20 protein-coding genes are annotated in these 19,376 nt (G+C 44.5%); 10 read left to right on the top strand and 10 right to left on the bottom strand.

Going from position 1 to position 19,376, the window contains the following annotated elements; translation table 11 throughout:
• Positions 1 to 37: 37 nt before the first annotated feature.
• Positions 38 to 1,477: a glycogen synthase gene (locus NM125_RS01415; RefSeq protein WP_255132123.1), complete on the top strand. Its 1,440-nt coding sequence runs from the start codon at positions 38 to 40 to the stop codon at positions 1,475 to 1,477.
• A gap of 7 nt (positions 1,478 to 1,484) precedes the next feature.
• On the top strand, positions 1,485 to 2,759 hold the full coding sequence (locus NM125_RS01410; RefSeq protein WP_255132121.1) for a glucose-1-phosphate adenylyltransferase: 1,275 nt from the start codon (positions 1,485 to 1,487) through the stop codon (positions 2,757 to 2,759).
• 9 nt (positions 2,760 to 2,768) lie between these two features.
• On the opposite strand, the gene NM125_RS01405 is transcribed toward NM125_RS01410, so the two are convergent.
• Positions 2,769 to 3,296 carry a peptidoglycan recognition protein family protein gene (locus NM125_RS01405; protein ID WP_255132119.1) on the bottom strand — a complete coding sequence of 176 codons (528 nt, stop codon included), beginning with the start codon at positions 3,294 to 3,296 and terminating at the stop codon, positions 2,769 to 2,771.
• A gap of 196 nt (positions 3,297 to 3,492) precedes the next feature.
• Entirely contained in the window at positions 3,493 to 4,368 is an 876-nt protein-coding gene (gene sucD, locus NM125_RS01400) for a succinate--CoA ligase subunit alpha (RefSeq protein ID WP_255132118.1), read from the bottom strand.
• Between the two features lie 263 nt (positions 4,369 to 4,631).
• On the opposite strand from sucD, the gene NM125_RS01395 reads away from it, so the two are divergent.
• The 4 genes from NM125_RS01395 (at position 4,632) to NM125_RS01380 (ending at position 10,380) form a co-directional block, all read left to right on the top strand.
• Entirely contained in the window at positions 4,632 to 4,838 is a 207-nt protein-coding gene (locus NM125_RS01395) for a hypothetical protein (RefSeq protein WP_255132116.1), read from the top strand.
• A gap of 134 nt (positions 4,839 to 4,972) precedes the next feature.
• Positions 4,973 to 7,360: a choice-of-anchor B family protein gene (locus NM125_RS01390; RefSeq protein WP_255132114.1), complete on the top strand. Its 2,388-nt coding sequence runs from the start codon at positions 4,973 to 4,975 to the stop codon at positions 7,358 to 7,360.
• 102 nt (positions 7,361 to 7,462) lie between these two features.
• Entirely contained in the window at positions 7,463 to 8,542 is a 1,080-nt protein-coding gene (locus tag NM125_RS01385) for a YncE family protein (RefSeq protein ID WP_255132112.1), read from the top strand.
• On the top strand, positions 8,542 to 10,380 hold the full coding sequence (locus NM125_RS01380) for an FG-GAP repeat domain-containing protein (protein WP_255132110.1): 1,839 nt from the start codon (positions 8,542 to 8,544) through the stop codon (positions 10,378 to 10,380). Before NM125_RS01385 ends, NM125_RS01380 begins: the two co-directional genes overlap by 1 nt.
• A gap of 27 nt (positions 10,381 to 10,407) precedes the next feature.
• On the opposite strand, the gene NM125_RS01375 is transcribed toward NM125_RS01380, so the two are convergent.
• The 8 genes from NM125_RS01375 to NM125_RS01340 form a co-directional block, all read right to left on the bottom strand.
• Positions 10,408 to 10,971 (bottom strand): VanZ family protein, encoded by a 564-nt coding sequence (locus tag NM125_RS01375; protein ID WP_255132109.1) that lies wholly within the window; start codon positions 10,969 to 10,971, stop codon positions 10,408 to 10,410.
• Positions 10,972 to 11,100: 129 nt separating this feature from the next.
• Positions 11,101 to 11,487, bottom strand: coding sequence for a VOC family protein (locus NM125_RS01370; RefSeq protein ID WP_255132107.1), 387 nt, complete (start codon positions 11,485 to 11,487; stop codon positions 11,101 to 11,103).
• Positions 11,488 to 11,657: 170 nt separating this feature from the next.
• Positions 11,658 to 11,951: a type II toxin-antitoxin system RelE/ParE family toxin gene (locus NM125_RS01365; protein ID WP_255132105.1), complete on the bottom strand. Its 294-nt coding sequence runs from the start codon at positions 11,949 to 11,951 to the stop codon at positions 11,658 to 11,660.
• On the bottom strand, positions 11,948 to 12,229 hold the full coding sequence (locus NM125_RS01360; protein ID WP_255132104.1) for a type II toxin-antitoxin system Phd/YefM family antitoxin: 282 nt from the start codon (positions 12,227 to 12,229) through the stop codon (positions 11,948 to 11,950). The genes NM125_RS01365 and NM125_RS01360 overlap by 4 nt, the downstream gene beginning before the upstream one ends.
• A gap of 327 nt (positions 12,230 to 12,556) precedes the next feature.
• Entirely contained in the window at positions 12,557 to 14,011 is a 1,455-nt protein-coding gene (locus NM125_RS01355; protein WP_255132102.1) for a nitrilase-related carbon-nitrogen hydrolase, read from the bottom strand.
• A gap of 79 nt (positions 14,012 to 14,090) precedes the next feature.
• Complete coding sequence (locus NM125_RS01350) at positions 14,091 to 14,681, bottom strand: Crp/Fnr family transcriptional regulator (RefSeq protein WP_255132100.1); 591 nt, start codon at positions 14,679 to 14,681, stop codon at positions 14,091 to 14,093.
• A 163-nt stretch (positions 14,682 to 14,844) separates the two neighbouring features.
• Positions 14,845 to 15,489 (bottom strand): hypothetical protein, encoded by a 645-nt coding sequence (locus NM125_RS01345; protein ID WP_255132098.1) that lies wholly within the window; start codon positions 15,487 to 15,489, stop codon positions 14,845 to 14,847.
• Positions 15,490 to 15,660: 171 nt separating this feature from the next.
• Complete coding sequence (locus NM125_RS01340) at positions 15,661 to 16,161, bottom strand: hypothetical protein (RefSeq protein WP_255132096.1); 501 nt, start codon at positions 16,159 to 16,161, stop codon at positions 15,661 to 15,663.
• A 111-nt stretch (positions 16,162 to 16,272) separates the two neighbouring features.
• Between NM125_RS01340 and NM125_RS01335 the strand changes: the two genes are divergently transcribed.
• The 4 genes from NM125_RS01335 (at position 16,273) to NM125_RS01320 (ending at position 19,346) form a co-directional block, all read left to right on the top strand.
• Positions 16,273 to 16,635 (top strand): arsenate reductase family protein, encoded by a 363-nt coding sequence (locus NM125_RS01335; protein WP_255132095.1) that lies wholly within the window; start codon positions 16,273 to 16,275, stop codon positions 16,633 to 16,635.
• A gap of 34 nt (positions 16,636 to 16,669) precedes the next feature.
• Positions 16,670 to 17,467, top strand: coding sequence for a DUF3108 domain-containing protein (locus tag NM125_RS01330; RefSeq protein ID WP_255132088.1), 798 nt, complete (start codon positions 16,670 to 16,672; stop codon positions 17,465 to 17,467).
• Complete coding sequence (dut, locus tag NM125_RS01325) at positions 17,464 to 17,910, top strand: dUTP diphosphatase (protein WP_255132086.1); 447 nt, start codon at positions 17,464 to 17,466, stop codon at positions 17,908 to 17,910. The genes NM125_RS01330 and dut overlap by 4 nt, the downstream gene beginning before the upstream one ends.
• A 158-nt stretch (positions 17,911 to 18,068) precedes the next feature.
• Positions 18,069 to 19,346, top strand: coding sequence for an MFS transporter (locus NM125_RS01320; protein ID WP_255132084.1), 1,278 nt, complete (start codon positions 18,069 to 18,071; stop codon positions 19,344 to 19,346).
• Positions 19,347 to 19,376: the final 30 nt, after the last annotated feature.

Genomic DNA, 19,376 nt, shown 5'->3' with positions numbered 1-19,376 from the left:
ACGGTAACGAATAATAAGGACTCAGGTTTCAAATCAGATGCGCATAATTCATTTGAGTGCAGAATGTTATCCCGCTGCCAAAGCCGGCGGACTCGCGGATGTAGTTGGTTCCCTTCCCAAATATCTGAACCAGCTTGGCCATCATTGTGAAGTGGTGATTCCGAAGTACGACAATCAATGGATTGGATCACAGGAATACGAAACGGTTTTTGAAGAGGCCTTTTCCATGGCGGCCGATCAGGTGAAATTCTCCGTACAGAAAATGACGAACGATAAACTCGGCTTCCCGTTTTACGTGATTGATATTCCGGGAAGGTTCGACCGGCCGGGTATTTATATTGATCCGTGGTCGGGGCATGGATACTGGGACGAGCTTGAGCGATTCGTGAGTTTTCAGATTGCTGCGCTGGAATGGATGAGAGTGCGGGATGAAAAGCCGGAAGTGGTGCATTGCCATGATCATCATACAGGCTTGGTTCCATTTATGCTTTCGCAGTGCAACCGCTACCGGGATCTGTCGGATATCCCAACTGTGTTCACAGTTCATAATGCCGAATATCACGGCGAACACGAGCTGGATAACTTTAAGTTATTACCCGCTTTCAATATTGATAATCTTGGCTTGTTAGATTGGGATGGAAGGCTCAACTCACTGGCATCCGGTTTAAAATGTGCCTGGCAGATTACCACGGTTTCCAAAAATTACATGAGTGAGCTGGCGGAAGAGAGCAACGGACTGGAATTGTTGTTTCAGCAGGAGCGGAAGAAATCGACCGGAATTGTGAATGGGATTGACACCGAAGTTTGGGACCCGAATACCGATGAATTGATCGAATACAATTTTGGCTACCGAAACAGGAAGAAAGGAAAGGCTGAGAATAAAAAATACTTGTGCCGGGAATTTGGGCTGAATCCGGAGTTACCCACTATTTCTTTTATTGGCCGACTGGTTCGTGAAAAAGGAGCCGATTTACTTCCTGATTTATTCAAGCGTGTGATGTATTCGGATGTGGAAGTGAATTTTGTGTTGTTGGGAACCGGCGATCCACAGCTTCATCAGATTTTTGCAAGCATGGAAGGCGATCACGTTGGCTACTTTGATGCCACCCTCGAATACAACGAAAAACTGGCACATCAGATGTACGCCGGCTCCGATTTCATTTTGATGCCTTCGCGAGTAGAACCGTGCGGGTTAAATCAAATGTTTGCTATGCGTTATGGAACGGTTCCCATCGTTCGTGCGGTTGGAGGATTGAAAGATACGGTTGTGGATATTTCGGAGGACGATGGCTACGGCATCACATTCGATGAGTTTAGCCTGGAAGCGGCTTCAGAAGCCATTGACAGAGCCGTAAACTTATATGTCGATTCTTCCCAACATTCGGAGGTATTGAGCCGGATCATGAAGCTGGATTTTTCGTGGAAGCGGTCGGCCCAGGAATACATAAAAATGTACAAAGCGTTAATTTCTAAATAGGTTCAATATGAAAAGGTCATCAGTTATAGCAGTTATTTTAGGCGGAGGCCGGGGAACCCGGTTATTCCCGTTAACCGATCACCGATCCAAACCCGCTGTACCTGTGGGCGGGAAATACCGGTTGGTCGATATTCCCATTTCAAACTGCCTGAATTCGGATATCCGCAGAATTTATGTGCTGACCCAATTCAATTCTGCATCGCTGAATCGCCACATTAAAAACACCTATAACTTTGACGCTTTCAGCAGTGGTTTTGTGGATATCCTGGCCGCCGAACAAACGCCGGATAGCACCGACTGGTTCCAGGGAACCGCAGATGCGGTACGCCAATCGGTTCACCACATGGAAAACCATGAGCATGATCACGTTTTGATTCTTTCGGGTGACCAACTGTACCAGATGGATTATAGCAAGATGCTGCAGCGGCATAAAGAGAAAGATGCTGACCTTACCGTAGCCACCATCCCGGTAAATGCCAGCGATGCAACCGGTTTCGGAATTATGAAGACCAATGCGAACGGGGTGATCGAAGATTTTGTAGAAAAACCATCTACTGATGAGCTTGACAAGTGGAAGTCGGAAGTACCGGAGCCGTACAAAAAGCAAGACAAGGATTACCTGGCATCCATGGGTATTTATATTTTCAATCGGGAAATGCTGAAGAAGCTGTTTGATGACAACCCGGATGCTACTGATTTCGGTAAAGAGCTGATTCCAAAATGCGTGGAAGGCGGTAAGAAAGTTGTCAGTTATGAATATGGAGGTTACTGGACAGATATTGGTACCATTCAGTCTTTCTTTGAGGCAAATTTAGCCCTCGCTGATACCGTGCCCGATTTTAACCTCTACGACAATGACAACTTTATCTATACCCGCGCCCGTTTGCTTCCGGCCTCAAAATTGATGGGCACAACGCTCGAGCATGCGTTGATGGCCGAAGGGTGTATCATAGAAGCCAGCCGCATTGTTCGGTCGGTGGTTGGAATTCGATCCCGCATCGGGAAAGGAAGTACGGTGGAGTATTCTATTATTATGGGTAACGACTATTTCCAGGATCGGGATGTGATTGAAAATGCCGGGCCCGAAAAGCCGGCCATGGGAATCGGGCGAAGGTGCTACATCAGCAATTGTATCATCGATAAAAATGTGTGTATCGGGAATGATGTACGCATTGTAGGAGGAAACCACCTCGAAGATGGCGACCACAAATACCACTACGTACGCGATGGTATTGTGATTGTGAAAAAGAACACGGTGATCCCGGACGGAACTATTATATAAACCTGTACTTTATTCTTTCAACAACTTTTCGATACGGTTTATAATGGTGCCGTCTTCAAAATACTTATACAGATCTTCGCCGGGACATACCGTTTGGTCAGAATGATCTTTATGGGTAGCGATGGAATCGGTGGGTACTTCATATTCTTGTGCTAACCAGGCACTTAAATGAGCAATGGCCTCAATCTGCTCGGGCTTGATTTTCTGCACTTCATAATTGCCCATTACATTAATTAGGGCATGTCCGGTTGGATCATACTCTGTATTTGTATCACCCGGGTATTGCAAAGGGCGGGCTTCGTAGATGTTACCATCCAGGTCGATGCAGAAGTGATAGGGGATATCCATCCAGTTTTTATCATCCTGGCTGAATTTCTGCAGGTTACGCATGTATTCCATTGGGTCTTTGTCCTCACCAAATTCCACCCCGCCATGGTGAATGGTGACATACTTAATTTCATGAGTTTCTTTCTCGCCGACGGGGGCTTCACCCCCCCATTGATCTTTGGTAATTATCTCAGGTTTCTCTACCTGCATTGTTTGTAAGGTTAAAAGGGCGATGAAAATAGAGATGGCTGAGGTTAAAGAGAGAAATTTCATAATTGCAGATCAGGTTTGTGTTCTTTCGGATAAAGTATTGCCATTCCCAATGAATCGAAAGAGATTTTCTGACACAAAAAAAAGCCTCATCCCAAAAAGGGAAGAGGCTTAGATTCTAAAGGAAAGAAATGGTTTACGCTGTTTCCAGCATTTTCTTCAGCGTGATGCCAATTTCAGCCGGGCTTTCAACAACGGTGATACCCGCTTCAGCCAGGGCTTTCTTTTTCTCCTGAGCGGTTCCTTTACCGCCGGAAATAATGGCACCGGCATGCCCCATTCGTCGTCCAGGAGGCGCTGTTGAACCTGCAATAAATGCCACAACCGGCTTATCACAATTATCTTTGATCCACTCCGCAGCTTCTTCTTCAGCCGTTCCGCCAATTTCACCAATCAGTACAATGGAGTCTGTATCGGGATCGTCATTCAGCATTTTAACGGCATCAAGGTGCGTGGTTCCGATAACCGGGTCACCACCAATTCCGATAGCGGTACTTTGGCCGAGTCCTTCTTTGGTCAGCTGATCTACGGCTTCATAAGTGAGCGTACCGGAGCGGGAAATCAACCCAACTTTACCCGGAGTAAAAATGCTGCCGGGCATAATGCCGACTTTAGCTTCACCCGGAGTAATAACACCCGGACAGTTAGGGCCGATTAAAGTGGCACCATGACTGTTTACAATTTGCTTGGCCACGATCATATCTTTAACCGGGATGCCTTCAGTAATACAAATAATTACTTTGATGCCGGCAAAGGCAGCTTCCGTGATGGCATCACCTGCAAATGCAGGAGGCACAAAGATAACGGAAGTGTTGGCATCAACTTCATCTACGGCTTCAGCCACAGTATTAAAAACAGGTCGGTCTAAATGGGTCTGTCCACCTTTTCCGGGAGTTACACCACCAACAACGTTGGTACCGTATTCCATCATTTGTCCGGCATGGAAGCTACCCTCGCTTCCGGTAAATCCCTGTACAATCAGGCGGGTATCATTTCCAACTAATACGCTCATTTTGTCTTTTTTGAGGTTCAAATTTGGGGTTGGGAATATAGCATCTCTGCCTGCGAATTGAAATGCTTATTTGTTAAGGAAAGTTTCAGGTTGAACGAGTGTAGATTTAAAAAGGCTATATCCATCTTCTAAATAAACCGTTACTAACATTACTCGGGTTCACTTTGTCAAAAAAACATATGATGAAACAAAAGCACGGGGTTCTATGTTTTAAGTATAGCACTCAAAAAAGATTTATAAGTCAAATCAAAACAATCGAAGTTATGAGCTTGAAGAATAAAACGAAGAAAGAATTACAGAACAGAGTGAAAGAACTGGAAGGTATTATTGCAAAGAAAGGAATTGGGTCCGACTATTTATCTAAGGCTGAGCGCATTCAGCGGGATGTAAACCTGGCGCTGATCTTAGGCGGAACGGCAGCGCTTATCGGAGCCACCGCCTGGGCGCTGCTCAAAAGCACTGAAGAATAAACCATACGTTATCGGAAGGGGAGGCATTCTTTAAAAAATGTTTCCCCTTTCTCTATTTTCTGGATTTTTCACAAGCAGGTACTATATTCACCCTGCTAAGTTTTTTACCTGAGTATTAACAAATCAAAGATTCCATGAAACGACTTTCGAGTTTATTTTTGCTATTTCTAACCACTGCCTTGTTTACGGCACAGGCTCAGACTACTCCCGATGGGGAATCTGAAGCTATGTTTGGCTTTGCCCAGGCAGTTTCTATTTCAAATGGTTTTGTATTTATCGGTGAACCGTCTAATAATCACCAGCCCGGAGCGGTTTATATTTTTGCGAAATCCGGCGAAGAGTGGGCACAAGAAACCATGCTAATGGCCGACAATGGTATGATTGGTGACGGTTTCGGTTCCTCGGTTTCAGCCGATGGAAAATATGTACTGATTGGCGCTCCGGATATGAATGACGGCCACGGAGCGGCTTTTGTGTTTGAACAATCGAATTCAGGAAGCTGGACACAGATCGGGCAGTTTACTTTACCGGCTGACACCGTTGAAAGTTCGCTGGGTTCAAGTGTAGTGCTCAAAGGAGATCATGCGTATGTTGGAGCTCCTGATCACGGAAATGGCAAGGGAGCGGTATTTGTATATCGCCGAGCCAACAACGGTCAGTGGATGGAAGTTGCCAGCGTTATGAATCCCGATACAGCTGGTTCAAACTTTGGTTCAAGTCTGGCAGTAGATGGAATGAATTTAGTAGTTGGTGCTCCACAGCGAGATGGAGGAACCGTTCACGTATTTAATAACGATGGCTCCGGAAGCTGGAATCACACCGCAACTCTGACAAGCGATCAAACCACACAGAGAAGTCAGTTTGGTAATGCCATTGCCATTCACGGAGATCAAATTTTGGTAGGTGCTCCGAGAAATGCAGGTGCATCCGGAACCGTATTTGTTTACCGTAACGAAGATGGAATGTGGAATGAAAGCGGACGCCTGGTAGCCTTTGACGGTCAGGCCGGATATCTGTTTGGCGGGTCTATCACATTTGTGGAATCAGGGGTATGGATAGGAGCTCCGAATGCCAATGATGGAAGAGGAACCATCTATCAGTTTGATATGGACGACAATGGCATGTGGAGTGGAGCCTCCAAGATGGCGATGGCTGATCAGGAAAAAGGAGATTATTTCTCAGGTACGCTGGATGTGGAAGGTAATGTTGCGGTAGCCGGATTGGTGGGAGCTGATTACGGAGCCGGATCTGCAGCCATCCTCGAAAGAAACGCAGAAGGAATGTGGACCACTCAAAACCTCGTAATTGGCAAAAGCGGTAACGTCCTGAAACCAATTACTAACGGACGCATTGATTGCAGCGACGGTAAAGCCGATCAATTCGGATGTAGCAATGTTGATCTGATTTCCTTCATGCCAATAAGTGCTATTGGCGGTGAGCGAGGAGTTCGTCTCAACGATATGTGGGGTTGGACTGATCCGCTCACCGAAAAAGAATATGCAATTGTAGGCCGAAATGAAGGGACTTCTTTTGTAGATATAAGTGACCCGGCTAATCCTATTTATGTTGGAAACCTGCCTATGACCGAAGGCTCTCGTGCCAATGTATGGAGAGATATCAAAGTGTATAAAAACCACGCTTATGTAGTGGCAGACGGTGCCGGAGAACATGGAATGCAGGTGCTTGACATGACCCAATTGCGTGAATTTGCCGGAGAGCCATTACAGCTTGAAGAAACCAATCACTACGACAAAATTCACAGTGCCCACAACGTAGTTATTAATGAAGAATCCGGTTATGCCTTTATTGTTGGAAGCAGTGGCGGTGGACAAACCTGTGGTGGCGGACTGCATATGGTGAATATTCAGGATCCGGCTAACCCGACTTTTGCAGGATGCTTTTCTGATCCTTCAACAGGCCGAAGCGGAACCGGGTATTCTCACGATGCTCAGTGCGTAATCTATGACGGACCGGATGAGGAACACAAAGGCAGCGAAATCTGCATCGGTGCAAACGAAACCGCCATCAGCATTGCGGATGTAACCGACAAAGAAAATCCGGTTGCACTTTCTACTGCTTCTTATCCTGATTACGGATATGTACACCAGGGCTGGTTGACAGAAGATCACCGCTATTTCTTCCAGAATGATGAGTTGGATGAATTGATGGGTAAAGTAGACCAAACCCGAACCATAGTTTGGGATGTAACTGACCTTGATGATCCACAGTTTGTGCGTGAGTATTTAATTGAAAACGCATCTTCTGACCACAACCTTTATATCAAAGACAATATGATGTACCAGTCTAACTATGTAAGTGGATTACAGGTTATTGATGTTACCGATCCTGCCAATCCACAGAGAGTAGGTCACTTTGATACGCATCCGTTCACCAAAGACGCCCCCGGTTTCTCCGGAACGTGGAGTAACTACCCGTACTTCAAGAGTGGTGTAGTAGTTATGACCAGTGGACGTGAAGGATTGTTTATTCTGGAAACAAACCAGCAGGCGATCAACCAGTAAAAGACAATAAATTTGATCAGGCAACTTTATGTATTCTCATCTGAGATCAACATGAAGTTGCCTTTTCTTTTATAACCAATCTAAAACTTAATGAGAGTTCGAATGCAGTCAGTGTACAAGTTACTATCAGTGATAAGTATATTTGCCATTTCAGCTTTTTTGGGAACAGCTTTACACGCCCAACAAAGCACGGAAGGGCAGCGGATTTATGTCTGTAACCAGGGGGAGGCAACGCTTTCGGTTCTTGATGTGGCAACAAATTCTCTGGTAGAAACCATCGACCTGCAGAAACTCGGTTTTTCTAAAAACGCCAAACCGCATCATGCTATAGCCGATTCCGATGGCACATACTGGTATGTTACGCTGATTGGCGAAAATAAAGTATTGAAATTCAATCGTGATAATGAGTTGGTGGATGAAGCCGAACTGGAAGTTCCGGGACTGATGGCCATGCACCCAAACAAAGATCTCCTTTTTGTAGGCCGGTCGATGAGTGCCGTGAACCCGCCTCAGAGTTTTGGATTGATAGGTCGGGCAAATATGAATGTTGAGGAAGAAGTGGATTTATTCTTCTCCAGACCTCACGCTCTTGCAACTTCGCCGGATGGTAAATTCACTTATATAGCGAGTTTATCTGCTAATCAAATTCTGGCAAGAAATAACGATACAGGGGAAACCGAACTCACCATGCTGGAGGGAAACAACCACGTATTGGTGAATTTTGCTATTTCACCGGACGGACAAACCATGGTGGCAACCGGTCAGGTTTCGGGTAAACTGCTGGTCTTTGACCTGTCAAACCCGCTGAAGCCCCAATTGACGGATACCATTTCCGTGCATGCACAGCCTTGGCACCCGGTGTATTCTGCCGATGGCAAGCGGGTCTATTTTGGAAATAAAGGCGCCCATACCGTCACCGTTGTGGATATGGAAAACAAGAAAATTGAAAAGGTTATTGAAGGAAACGGCTTGGCTCAGCCTCACGGAGCCGTGCTTTCATCGGATGACAAGTACTTATATGTGACCAATAACAATATGGATGGCACGTATAAGCCCGAGGGCAGTTCTGAAGAAGATGGACATACCGGAACGGTGGTTATCATCAATACAGAAACGCTGACGATTGAAAAAGTCATAGAAACCGGCATGAATTCAACCGGAATAGGAACCCGCATTTGGTGATGAATATACTTCAAAAGCTCAGATTGGAAATGCCTGATTATTCTTTGGTTCTGTTACCGTTTGTCGTTTTGTTTCTGATAACCGGCTGTACGTCGCTGCAAAACACCGGAACAAGCAACTCAGAATCAGAGGGATACCGACAACACATCAACCCTTTTGTGGTATATGCAGAAGACGAAACAGCTATCGACCATCCCTTTATTGGCGGTTCTAATGCACCAAGGCCTCAATTTGCTGATATAGACGGTGATGGCGATCCTGACTTTTTTGTGCAGGAGCAGACGGATGAGCTGATCTACTTTGAGCATCTTGGTAACAATGCTAAAAGTCCGTTAAAGTGGAGATCCAATAAATTCCAGAACCTGGACATCGGGGAGTGGTTTCGCTTTGTGGATATGGATCAGGATGGAGATTTTGATTTATTGGCCGAACAGCCCTACAGCTATATCCGCTATTACCGCAATGAAGGTGATGCTGAAAATCCAAATTTTGTGCTGGCCGCTGATTCCCTGAAGGATGTAAACGGTGAGCCTATCTTCTCTGACCGCCAGAATATCCCCAATGTTACTGACATAGATTGCGACGGTCGCCTGGATCTGTTTATAGGAAGTCTGGATGGTACATTGGCGCGATACGAATCAGTAGGCAGGGATGAAAACCAAATTCCGCGCTTCAAACTGCTAACCAAGCGGTTTGAAGACATTGAGATCGTAAAACAGTTCGGTACCATGCACGGGGCTAACACCATGGCTTTTATGGATATTGATTCGGACGGTGATCAGGATTTATTCTGGGGTGATTTTTTTGAGCCGAGTATTCTGCTTATAGAGAATACCGGCACGTGTGAAAATCCGGATTTCAGGGGCGAGCCCAAGCCGTTTCCGCCCTCCAATCCGGTTCAAACCAGCGGGTATAATGCTCCAACCTTAGCCGACTGGGAAGGGGATGGCGATGTGGACCTGTTTCTGGGCGTTTTGGGCGGGGCCTACAATGCCAACCTTACCCTTAGTGACAACCTGTATTTCTTTGAACAAGAGAAAGGGGATTTCAGCCTCCAAACCACACAGTTTATTGATATGATCGATGTAGGAGATGAGAGCATTCCGGCCACCGGTGATCTGGATGGCGATGGAGATATGGATTTATTGCTGGCCAATAAGATCGATCCTTCCAACCAAAACACATCCGTTATTTACCGATTTGAAAACCGGGGCACAACCTCAGCTCCGGAATTTCACCTGACCGGAACCTTGGATCTACCCACCGCTTATCATTACGCGCCTGTGCTGGCTGATTTGAATGGCGACGGACTGGATGACCTTCTGCTTGGTAACTGGAAGGGAAACATTGCCTTGTTTACGAATACCGAAACTGGATTTAAGCTTGAAACCCAAACCATCACCGAACTGGAAAGAGGCAGTAATGCCGTGCCTACTCTCGCCGACATTGATGCCGACGGAGATCTTGACCTGATAGTGGGGGAGTCAGGCGGCGGACTACAGCTCTTTCGTAACATTGGATCGGAAGGCAGCCCGGAGTTTAGTTTGGAGAATGACGCTTTCCCGAATGTGGAAGTTCAGCACCGGAGTGCCCCTGCTTTTTATGACATAGATGGAGATGGGGATCTTGATTTATTTTCAGGGAGTAAAATCGAAGGTATTGTGTTTTTTGAAAACACCGGGACACCAGAGCTGCCTCAGTTCACAAAAAAGCCGATGCCCTTTGAGGTAGCTACAGCCCAGCTCACAGCCCCTCATTTTACTGATTTAAACGGCGACGGCATTGCTGAATTCATTGTGGGAACCCGCGGCGGCGGATTACTTTTTTATAGGAATTGACACCAATTGTACGCTGCAACACTTGATTTATCGCTGCTGTCGATTCCTATTTCTCCACAGAATAAACCATCTTAACCCGGATACGGATAGTACAGCCATCGTTGCTGCAAGCATGTTAAAGAGCATATCCTGAGGATCAAATACACGATTGGGTAGAAATATCTGAATGCTTTCATCAAATATTCCAATCAGCGAGGTCATAACAATAGCCGCTGTTGCAGTGAATTTAAGGCCCCGACCGTTATGCCGGCGCTCTGATAGTGCTTCATAGATAAAGACAGCCAATACGCTATACTCAATAAGATGGCTGCGTTCAGGAATAGCCATTCTGAAGAACATGAATAAGTAAACAACAAAAATTCCGATTGCTATACCAATATCAAACCCATGAGGTTTTAGTTGAAGTCCCTGTGTAAGTAATATGACGCCGATGAGTATCATACATGTGAGGAAGAGTATAATACCGAAGAGTTCGTTATAGAATATATCAGCCAGTATCGACGAGAGCCCAAGTGTGGCATATATTGCAGATACTACACAGAATGTGCAGAGCCAAAGGTTTCGTTCTCTTTTAGAAGTGAAGAATGCCATGAATTTCCTATACACGTTTCGAACGTGTACGCACCTTACCTGCAGGTTGTTTTATTTGTTTGAAGAGATCAGTTTACTTTTTAGCCTAATCTTATATTAGCCAGCAGGTGCATGTATTAAGCAATTGCATCAAAGCTCCTGTCCAAAAGCAATGTCATACCCATCCGGGTCCTGAATCCCAAACTCCAGGCAGCCATAGTCTTTTTCCTCCAGGTGGTAGTCAATTTCAGCACCCGATGCCACCAGCTCATCATAGAACTTTTTGGCGTCATCTACCCAGAAGTAAACATTCCACATGTTGTGAACCACTTTGTAGTGGGGAACGATATGGCGTTCATCTTCGACCCGGCTGAGCATCAGGTTGAATCCATTACGATGAAGAATGCAAAATCCGGGAGGTTCACCCCAAAACCGGTCGTAGCTGAAGCCAACTTTATCACGATAATAATTGGCTGATTTCTCAACATCTTTAACCAACAATATGGGGGCACTACCTGTTATTTTTGCATTATCCATTGGTAATCCTTGTCAGGCTGTTGTTTGTATCAGGTAAAACAGAAATGGGAGTGACTCGAAGAAGTAGCAAAATTAATCTCTGGCAAGCAAGTTTCCATCGCACCTCGAATGCCTGCCGGCTGAGGCAGGTCCGCGTTCAATTTAAAACGCCTTGTTAGGCACCGAAGGAATTACAATTTATAATTCGAAAAATCTTGGCGGAAATGACGAACTGTTAAAACTTCAATTAGGTCGGGATTGATCTCATAGATAACCCCATAATTCTCATGGACAATTAGTTCTTGAATTTTGTCATTATTTGTTGGTGGAAACACTCTTCCTGACTCTGGATTTTGATTTAAATTTTCAACTTTCTCCTCGATCAAATCAATAAGAGTTAAAGCAGCATCCGGATTATCTTCAGAAATGTACTCGAGAATTTCTTTGGTTTTGTATCTTGCCGTTGGCGACCAAATAATTTTCATGATGAATATTGTGATCTCAGTTTGCCTATAAATTCATCATGACTAATTCCTTCTCCATTATCTAATTCCTTTCGGGCAGCAGATAATTCTTCCAATAACTCAATCTTATCCAACATTTTTTGATAATCTTCTACATCAATTAATACGGCAGAACTTTTGCCATGCTGTGTAAGAATAAGTGGTCGGCGTTTTGATTTGACACGCTCTATATAAGATGCAGCGTTTGCTCGAAAATCGGAGAGTGACCTAATATCCTGGTCAAGTTTAATGTGAGACATGGGTGAAATCTTTAATTATTATCCTGTTTAATGTACTAAATTCAGAACAAAAAATTGTCTTATATGTCTTGCAGAAGAGGTGCCGAACGGCCTTCGGGATAAGCGGCTCAATGCTATCCCTGAAATTGTAGATGACCTTAAATCTTAAAATCAAGCAAGGTCAGGGCGAGTTGCGCCCGCTTGATGCCGTGGTTATATGGCGATACTTACTTAAAGATGGGTGTTTAAGGATTTGGCTAAACTGCGTTTTAATGCAGTTTAGGTTTAGTTGTAGCAAGTAATAGTAACATACTTCTATTTAAATCAATCATCTATTGTTGTAGGTTTTTATTTATTTTTTGATCGAGACGCAATAGCCATGAACGACAATAAGAATCCAATACACAGGTAGACGAAGCTATCTTGAATAACTGAGTATAATGTAGTGACACCTTTGGTAGGTAGCTGTGAATACATGATTTTATCATTGTTGTCAAAACTGCTCATTTGTGAAACCATTTCACCGTATGGTGTAATTGCTGCAGAGAGCCCAAAACGCGTTGAACGAAGAACCGAGTGACCTTGCTCAACAGCTCTAAAGGCTGCCATTTCCGTATGCAGTGGGTCAATGCCTCTCCAATCACTTGACGGAAGAATAACCATATCTGCCCCTAATTCACCATATCCTTTTGCCAGATACGGAAAATCATAATCATAGCAAATTGCGGCTCCGACTTTTGTTCCTTTTATATCAGCAACTTTTAAAGGCGACTTTCCCTGCACAGCGGGTTCTCCCGGTACGGGTTGATGCTTGAGGTATGTATGCGTAATGTTTCCTGACGAATCGATAAACTGGTACTTATTCTCATACCTCAAGGGAGATTGTGAAATAGGCGACACATAAGAAGCGACCAAAGTGATATTGAGTTCAGCGGCTAATTCCCTGATGGAGTTAATCCATTCCTTCTCATCTTCAGGCATTATAAATATAGCAGCTTCGTTCCACGATATTATTTTAGCACCACCTTCCGCTGCAGTTTTGGTTCGTTTAAATAATGCAGTTTTAGTCTGTTCAGTTCTTACCTTAGTTGGCAATGGTAAACCACTTGCCTCCGAGTCTGTTCCAACTGCTGCAACAGTTATAGTGTCGCTGCCATTGGCTTTGCTCATATCGTATCGGATGGAGCCAAATACAATAAAAAGGCACAGCATAATTAAAGGAAGCTGAAAAGTTGGGATAGAGATTTTTCGTTTAATGATAATATTGGCAATTGAGACATTAACCCAATAAATCAGAAAGCTTAGACCAGCCAACCCAAACAAAGATACTGTTTGAATAAGCGATACATTGTCGTGCATGGTATATGCAGCTACTCCCCAACTGGCAAGAGGTGTAAAGGTGTATTGAATCCATTCCATAATGACCATGATGACAGGAAATAGAAACAGCGCATATTTCTGATCTTTAAATTTGCTCCAGATCAAGTATCCCGGCAGGTGAAATAAACTAATTGGAATAGAGTAGAGGAAGACCAGCGCCAGTGGAATTGGATCGCTAATAATCTTCGTTACAACAAAGGACCAAGCCAAAACCAAAGCAAGGAAAAAGGTTAATCTTGACTTCCAGCCTTGTGTGAGACTTAGATAAATTAAAAATGGAACACTTGAAACCCAAGCCATGACTTCAATACTAAAGGTCATGTGAGTTAGGGCCATGGTAGCTACCCCAATTGTGAGATACCATAGTGGATTAATCTTATTTACATTAAATCCTTGTGTGGTGGTAATTGAAAAGTTCTTCATCTTTCTTTGTTTTTAAGTTCACTACAAAGATTGATGATGTTGACTTCGTATCCATTAACATTTGTTAAAGGATGACCTTTTACTTCATGAGCCCTTTACGAAGTCTGCTGAGGGAAATATTTGTAATTCCCAGATAGGAGGCAATGTCAACATGTGAGATTAGATTTTCCAGAGAGTGATATTTTTCTCTAAAAAGAATGAGCCTTTCTTTAGCGTTCAGAGAGGCCAGTGCTATTTCTTTTTCAACTTTTGCAAGGAGTTCATTTTGTAAAACCGTATTGCCAAACTCGCGAATGTCAATATGGTTTATCATGAGCTGCTCAAACTCGTCAGCGTTTAGGCTGGCAACAGTTAATTTTGTGAGCGCTTGAAAGTTAAGGTGAGACATTTGATTAGCTGTTCTCGTTTTATTCGGAGAGAGTACATCGCCTTCAAGAAAATAAGATATAGTTACTTCCTCACCTTCCGGACTTAGCAAAAAGCTCCGGCAAACGCCTTCGTAAACAAAGTATTCCTTGTTATTTTTTTTCCCTCTATCAATAAACATATCTCCTTTTTCATAAACCTCAACTACAATCAAGTCACTCATCAGATCTAATGACCCCTCCGATACAGGAGACACTTTGTTGACTAATGGTCTTGTTCGTTCTTTAATCTGTTCGAAATTCATGATTATCTTTTATTTGCTACAACGGCCCAGCGTTTAAACGGCGCGGGGATTGTAATTTCATTGAAGTAGCGAAATTAATTCCTTGCAAACAAGTTTCGCTCGCTTCCGGTCCAGCCTGTTTCGATCATTCAGGGCGTCTGAACTGAAACGCTTTCACCGAGTTTTATTGCCATAAACCTAAAACAGTTCTGGCTTTATCGATCAACTGTTTTTGGGGATGATGTTGAATATGATAATGCATAAAACTTACAAATCGATATCCTTCTTCATTAAGTATTTCCACATGCAAGCTTTTACCGTCTAACTGTACACGCCTATCTAAGGGTTGATTCAGTAATTCAATAAAACCTGATTCAAACACAAGGTTTCGAATACTTCGGATTGCTTCAGTGTCTGCCTCTTTAATTAAGCATCCGGATCGTGATCCAAAGTCATTTGAAACTGTGCATATGTCAGAAGTACAATTCCACTTCTTATAGAGTTCTTTTTTACTTTTTTGCCTGGAATTATTGATCCATGTGGCATACCATTTACCTGATATCTGATCTGATTCGATACTTACATCTAAAAAACGTGCTGCAAAACTATGGGAAAGGGGTCCCCACAATCTTAAATGAGTTGTACCTGAGTACTCAGTTTCACTCAAGATGTCAACTCCAACAGCCTCTGCAAAAGCATTAAATGAGATAAGTCTTGAATTGACAACTGTTGTATCACCTGCTGTAATTGTCACTTCTTGTTGGGCGAACAAAGTATTCGAATACAAGAGAAGCAATAGAAATGTTGATTTAGAAATTATGTTCAGCATCAGATTCTGATAAAGGTATAAGATAATAGTATGCAACAGGGCCTATCTTATGAGAAGTCGGTAAACATCCAACATTTGTAAGAATAAAGTAAGAGTAAGCTATGACACACGAACCTCCTACAAACCGTTCTAAGTTCAACATTGGATGTTCCGTGTTGGATGTTCTTAAACCTATTCCACCATAATATCCCCGTAGGATATCATCTGCTGATTGGCACTAAAGATGTACACCCGGTTCAGCCCGCGGGCTCCTTCAGGATTTCCAAACTCCGAGAATTCGATAGGGTTGATCTGAAAAGTAGTGAGCCCGGGTTGCAGCGTTTCAAAATCAGTGTAGAGCGTGCGGAAAGTGTTGTCTTGCAGCCTCACCAATACTTCCAAACCGTTTACGGATTGTACTCCCGTCACTTCCACCTCAAACTGGATGGCCTGATCGGTGGTAACCGGGTTGGGGTAGGGAGGTACGATCTCAATAAGTCCCTGGAAAAGCGGGGAAGTCCGCCAGTCGTCCTCATCCAGGTTCTGTACCGCACCCTGGTTGGTGGTTTCGGTATAATTCCGGGGCTGGGCATAGGCTTCCTTTTCGAAGTCGCGTTGGGCATCATTACGGGTACAGCTCACCAGCAGGAGCAGCGAGATCAGTAAAAACGGGGAGGTAAAAAACTTCAGCATAAAAAGGCACGAACTCTGCGTTCATTACGTTCGAATTTCAGGAAACAAACCGTATCTTTCCCTCACTGAAAATACAAAACATTCATCATAATACTACGATATAATACTACGATGCTTCATATTGCCGGAATAAAAAACTGCAACAAGATCAGAGACACCAAAAAATGGATGGACGAACACGACGTTGAGTATGAGTTCATCGATGTAAAAAAGGACCCGTTGACGCGAGATGAGCTGAAGGAACTGGAGTTTAAGGTGGGGCTGGACGTATTGGTGAATAAACGAGGCCGCAAGTGGAGAGATTTAGGCCTGGCCGATAAGGATCTGTCGGAAGAGGAACTGTTTGAGCAACTGCTGGAACACCAGGTGATGATCAAGCGGCCGGTGCTTATGAAAGATGAATCGGTGCTGGTGGGGTATGACGAAGAATCGTTTGAGGCTTTTATAGCCGAAGAGGAACCGGAGGAGAAATAATTGTCCGAATCCTGCCGTTTGGCTAACTGACTTTATGACCAGAATCATCCTCCCCATATTACTATTTGTGTTGACGGCTCCCGCTTTCGGACAGCACACCTTACCTGATACCAGCTCAACACCCCCAACAATGGATGAGCTTTTTTCGGTGAAGGAAACCTTCCGGTATGAAGTGAAGTATGGGTTTTTGAAACTGGGTTGGGTGAATGTTGAACTGCTGAGCGACACCACTTATGAAGGGCGGGAACTGAATCACATCCTTACAGAAATTGAGTCGAATCCATCCATTCCTTTTGTAGGAGATGAGCTGGACCGGTTTCACAGTTTGTTTTATGTGAATGAAAAAGGCCTGCCGGTAGAAGTGAAGTACTGGAAAGATAATATCGATGAAGGGGAGTATGATGAAATCCAATACTGGTTCGATCGGGATATCGGCAAGGTGTACTACATCGAAGAAGATGATTCACGGGATACTCTGGATCTTGAAGATCCCGCTACCTCAGGTCACCTCATCTTTTATTTTTCACGCCTGTTTGCCGGGAGCGAGGAAGACTACACCCTGCCGGTGTATGTGACCAAGAAAAAGGGATACATTTACGCTGATAACTCCCTCAAAAAGGAAAAACGAAATTATGCCCCCTTTGATGGCCCGATACAGGCTTACCTGATGAATGGAACCACGGAAAATATTGAAGGTCCGTTTGGCTTCTCAGGCGATTTCAGAGCCTGGTTTCTGGATGATGATCTCAGGGTTCCGCTTGAAGCAAGGGTAAAGGTATTATGGGGAAATGTAATTGTACGAATGATTGAATACACACGCGAAGAATTATGAAACAGGTATTAATTAAAAAACTGGATCACGCCAAAGACTTGCCGCTTCCAAATTATGAATCGGTGGCCGCGGCCGGAATGGACGTGCGCGCAGCCGTGGAAACACCCATCGTGATTAAACCGGGAGAACGGACCTTAATCCCGACCGGATTGCAGATGGCACTGCCTGAAGGCTACGAAGCTCAAATCAGGCCACGAAGCGGTTTAGCCATCCGAAATGGCATCACCATGCTGAACGCTCCGGGAACCATCGATGCGGATTACAGGGGAGAAGTGAAAGTGATAGCCATTAACCACGGAGAGGAGGAATTTGTGGTTAATCATGGAGACCGCATTGCCCAGATGGTGATTGCTCCGGTTACACAGCTCCCGCTGCTGGAAGTAGATGAGCTGGATGAAACGGATCGCGGAGAAGGCGGGTTTGGCAGCACCGGTGTTGAATGAATTGAACACCCAACAAGGAACACCCAACACTGAACATTGAAGTATTATCTACAGAACCTTCAAGGTTGTTGAAAGAAAGTCATCAGCACAAAACTAAATTATCATAATGTTCAAAATTCATGCTGACAGCTGAAGTCTGAAAGCTGACAGCTATATTTATGACCAAAAACCTCCGCCCGTATCTTAACCTCATAAAAGAAAACAAAGATTTTCGTCGGCTATGGATCGCCCAGTCGGTGTCAAACTTTGGGGATTGGTTTGGGCTGCTTGCCCTGTATGCCATCATCGGCCGTTATTCCGATTCCGAATTTCTGCTTGGGCTGATTATCGTCGTAAAGATGTTGAGCCTGGCTTTGTTCTCCCCATTTGCAGGCTATTTAGCGGATCGCTTCAACCGCAGAAAGCTCATGATCTGGTGTGATTTACTGCGTGGAGTGGCTGTTGTGGGGATTATATTTGTGGATTCTGCAGCCACACTCTGGCTGGCTTATGTTTTGACCGCGATTCAGATGATGCTTTCCGCCGTGTTTGAACCGGCTAAGACTTCCTCCATCCCCAATGTCACATCTGAAGATAATCTCACCAACGCCAATATTATTTCAACGGCCAGCTGGAGTATTATTTTTACCACGGGAATGGCCATCGGTGGTTTTGCAACCGAATGGCTGGGTACTACCAATGTACTGATTCTGGATGGATTCAGTTATGTGATATCGGCGTGGTTTGTGTACAGGGCTGTCATCCCTCAGAAGAGGCTTTCGAAGGAAGAAATGTACCGAACCCGTAATCCGTTTAAGGGCATTAAAGAAGGACTCAGCTACCTGGTGAAAAACCGCCACATTCTTCGCCCCTCGCTGGCAAAAGGCACATCCACGGTGTTTCTGGGAGGCCTTGTATATCTTTTGATCATTGTCAGTGAAGAAGTGTTGATGATGGGAAGTATTGGTTTGGGTTTGTTGTACGCAGCACGGGGATTTGGAACAGGAATTGGCCCCATTATAGGCCGCAGGATCTTTCGAGAAGAAAAAGACTGGGTGCTGTTGATGGGGCTCGCCATCACGTTTTGCGGTGTGATGTACCTGGTGGTAGGGGTGGTAAACAGTATCGGGCTTATGTTGCTATTCGTGCTTTTTGCCCATGCGGCTTCCGGAGCCAACTGGGTTTCCAGCACCGTACTTCTTCAAAAAAGGACCCAGGATACCTTTCGCGGACGAATATTCAGTACGGAATGGCTGCTTTTTACCATTGGGAATTCCTTTTCGGTGGTCATTGCCTCCCTGATCCTGGAAAGCGGAATCATGACCGTTAAACCACTCATAATGGTATATGGAGGAGTGATGGCACTCGCCGGCATCTTATGGAGCTTCACCATCACCCCCAACGAAAAAGCCTGGCGGTTAAATACCCAACAAGGAACATCGAACACCAAAAGTTAAAACTTCTGAGTTCAATGTTGGGTGTTCCCT

Origin of the sequence: Gracilimonas sediminicola (assembly GCF_024320785.1) — a bacterium.
Lineage (GTDB): Bacteria > Bacteroidota > Rhodothermia > Balneolales > Balneolaceae > Gracilimonas > Gracilimonas sediminicola.
The sequence above is the reverse complement of the archived record's forward strand: the minus strand, read 5'-3'. Positions and strand labels throughout refer to the sequence as shown.

Bases quoted from the DNA above. Each gene is read 5' to 3' on its own strand.
- NM125_RS01345 (WP_255132098.1), bottom strand. From the start codon at position 15,489: ATGCTGAACATAATTTCTAAATCAACATTTCTATTGCTTCTCTTGTAT.
- sucD (WP_255132118.1), bottom strand. From the start codon at position 4,368: ATGAGCGTATTAGTTGGAAATGATACCCGCCTGATTGTACAGGGATTT.
- NM125_RS01355 (WP_255132102.1), bottom strand. From the start codon at position 14,011: ATGAAGAACTTTTCAATTACCACCACACAAGGATTTAATGTAAATAAG.
- NM125_RS01340 (WP_255132096.1), bottom strand. From the start codon at position 16,161: ATGCTGAAGTTTTTTACCTCCCCGTTTTTACTGATCTCGCTGCTCCTG.
- NM125_RS01395 (WP_255132116.1), top strand. From the start codon at position 4,632: ATGAGCTTGAAGAATAAAACGAAGAAAGAATTACAGAACAGAGTGAAA.
- dut (WP_255132086.1), top strand. From the start codon at position 17,464: ATGAAACAGGTATTAATTAAAAAACTGGATCACGCCAAAGACTTGCCG.
- NM125_RS01415 (WP_255132123.1), top strand. From the start codon at position 38: ATGCGCATAATTCATTTGAGTGCAGAATGTTATCCCGCTGCCAAAGCC.
- NM125_RS01410 (WP_255132121.1), top strand. From the start codon at position 1,485: ATGAAAAGGTCATCAGTTATAGCAGTTATTTTAGGCGGAGGCCGGGGA.
- NM125_RS01365 (WP_255132105.1), bottom strand. From the start codon at position 11,951: ATGAAAATTATTTGGTCGCCAACGGCAAGATACAAAACCAAAGAAATT.
- NM125_RS01405 (WP_255132119.1), bottom strand. From the start codon at position 3,296: ATGCAGGTAGAGAAACCTGAGATAATTACCAAAGATCAATGGGGGGGT.
- NM125_RS01385 (WP_255132112.1), top strand. From the start codon at position 7,463: ATGCAGTCAGTGTACAAGTTACTATCAGTGATAAGTATATTTGCCATT.
- NM125_RS01375 (WP_255132109.1), bottom strand. From the start codon at position 10,971: ATGGCATTCTTCACTTCTAAAAGAGAACGAAACCTTTGGCTCTGCACA.
- NM125_RS01360 (WP_255132104.1), bottom strand. From the start codon at position 12,229: ATGTCTCACATTAAACTTGACCAGGATATTAGGTCACTCTCCGATTTT.
- NM125_RS01390 (WP_255132114.1), top strand. From the start codon at position 4,973: ATGAAACGACTTTCGAGTTTATTTTTGCTATTTCTAACCACTGCCTTG.
- NM125_RS01335 (WP_255132095.1), top strand. From the start codon at position 16,273: ATGCTTCATATTGCCGGAATAAAAAACTGCAACAAGATCAGAGACACC.
- NM125_RS01330 (WP_255132088.1), top strand. From the start codon at position 16,670: ATGACCAGAATCATCCTCCCCATATTACTATTTGTGTTGACGGCTCCC.
- NM125_RS01350 (WP_255132100.1), bottom strand. From the start codon at position 14,681: ATGAATTTCGAACAGATTAAAGAACGAACAAGACCATTAGTCAACAAA.
- NM125_RS01370 (WP_255132107.1), bottom strand. From the start codon at position 11,487: ATGGATAATGCAAAAATAACAGGTAGTGCCCCCATATTGTTGGTTAAA.
- NM125_RS01380 (WP_255132110.1), top strand. From the start codon at position 8,542: ATGAATATACTTCAAAAGCTCAGATTGGAAATGCCTGATTATTCTTTG.
- NM125_RS01320 (WP_255132084.1), top strand. From the start codon at position 18,069: ATGACCAAAAACCTCCGCCCGTATCTTAACCTCATAAAAGAAAACAAA.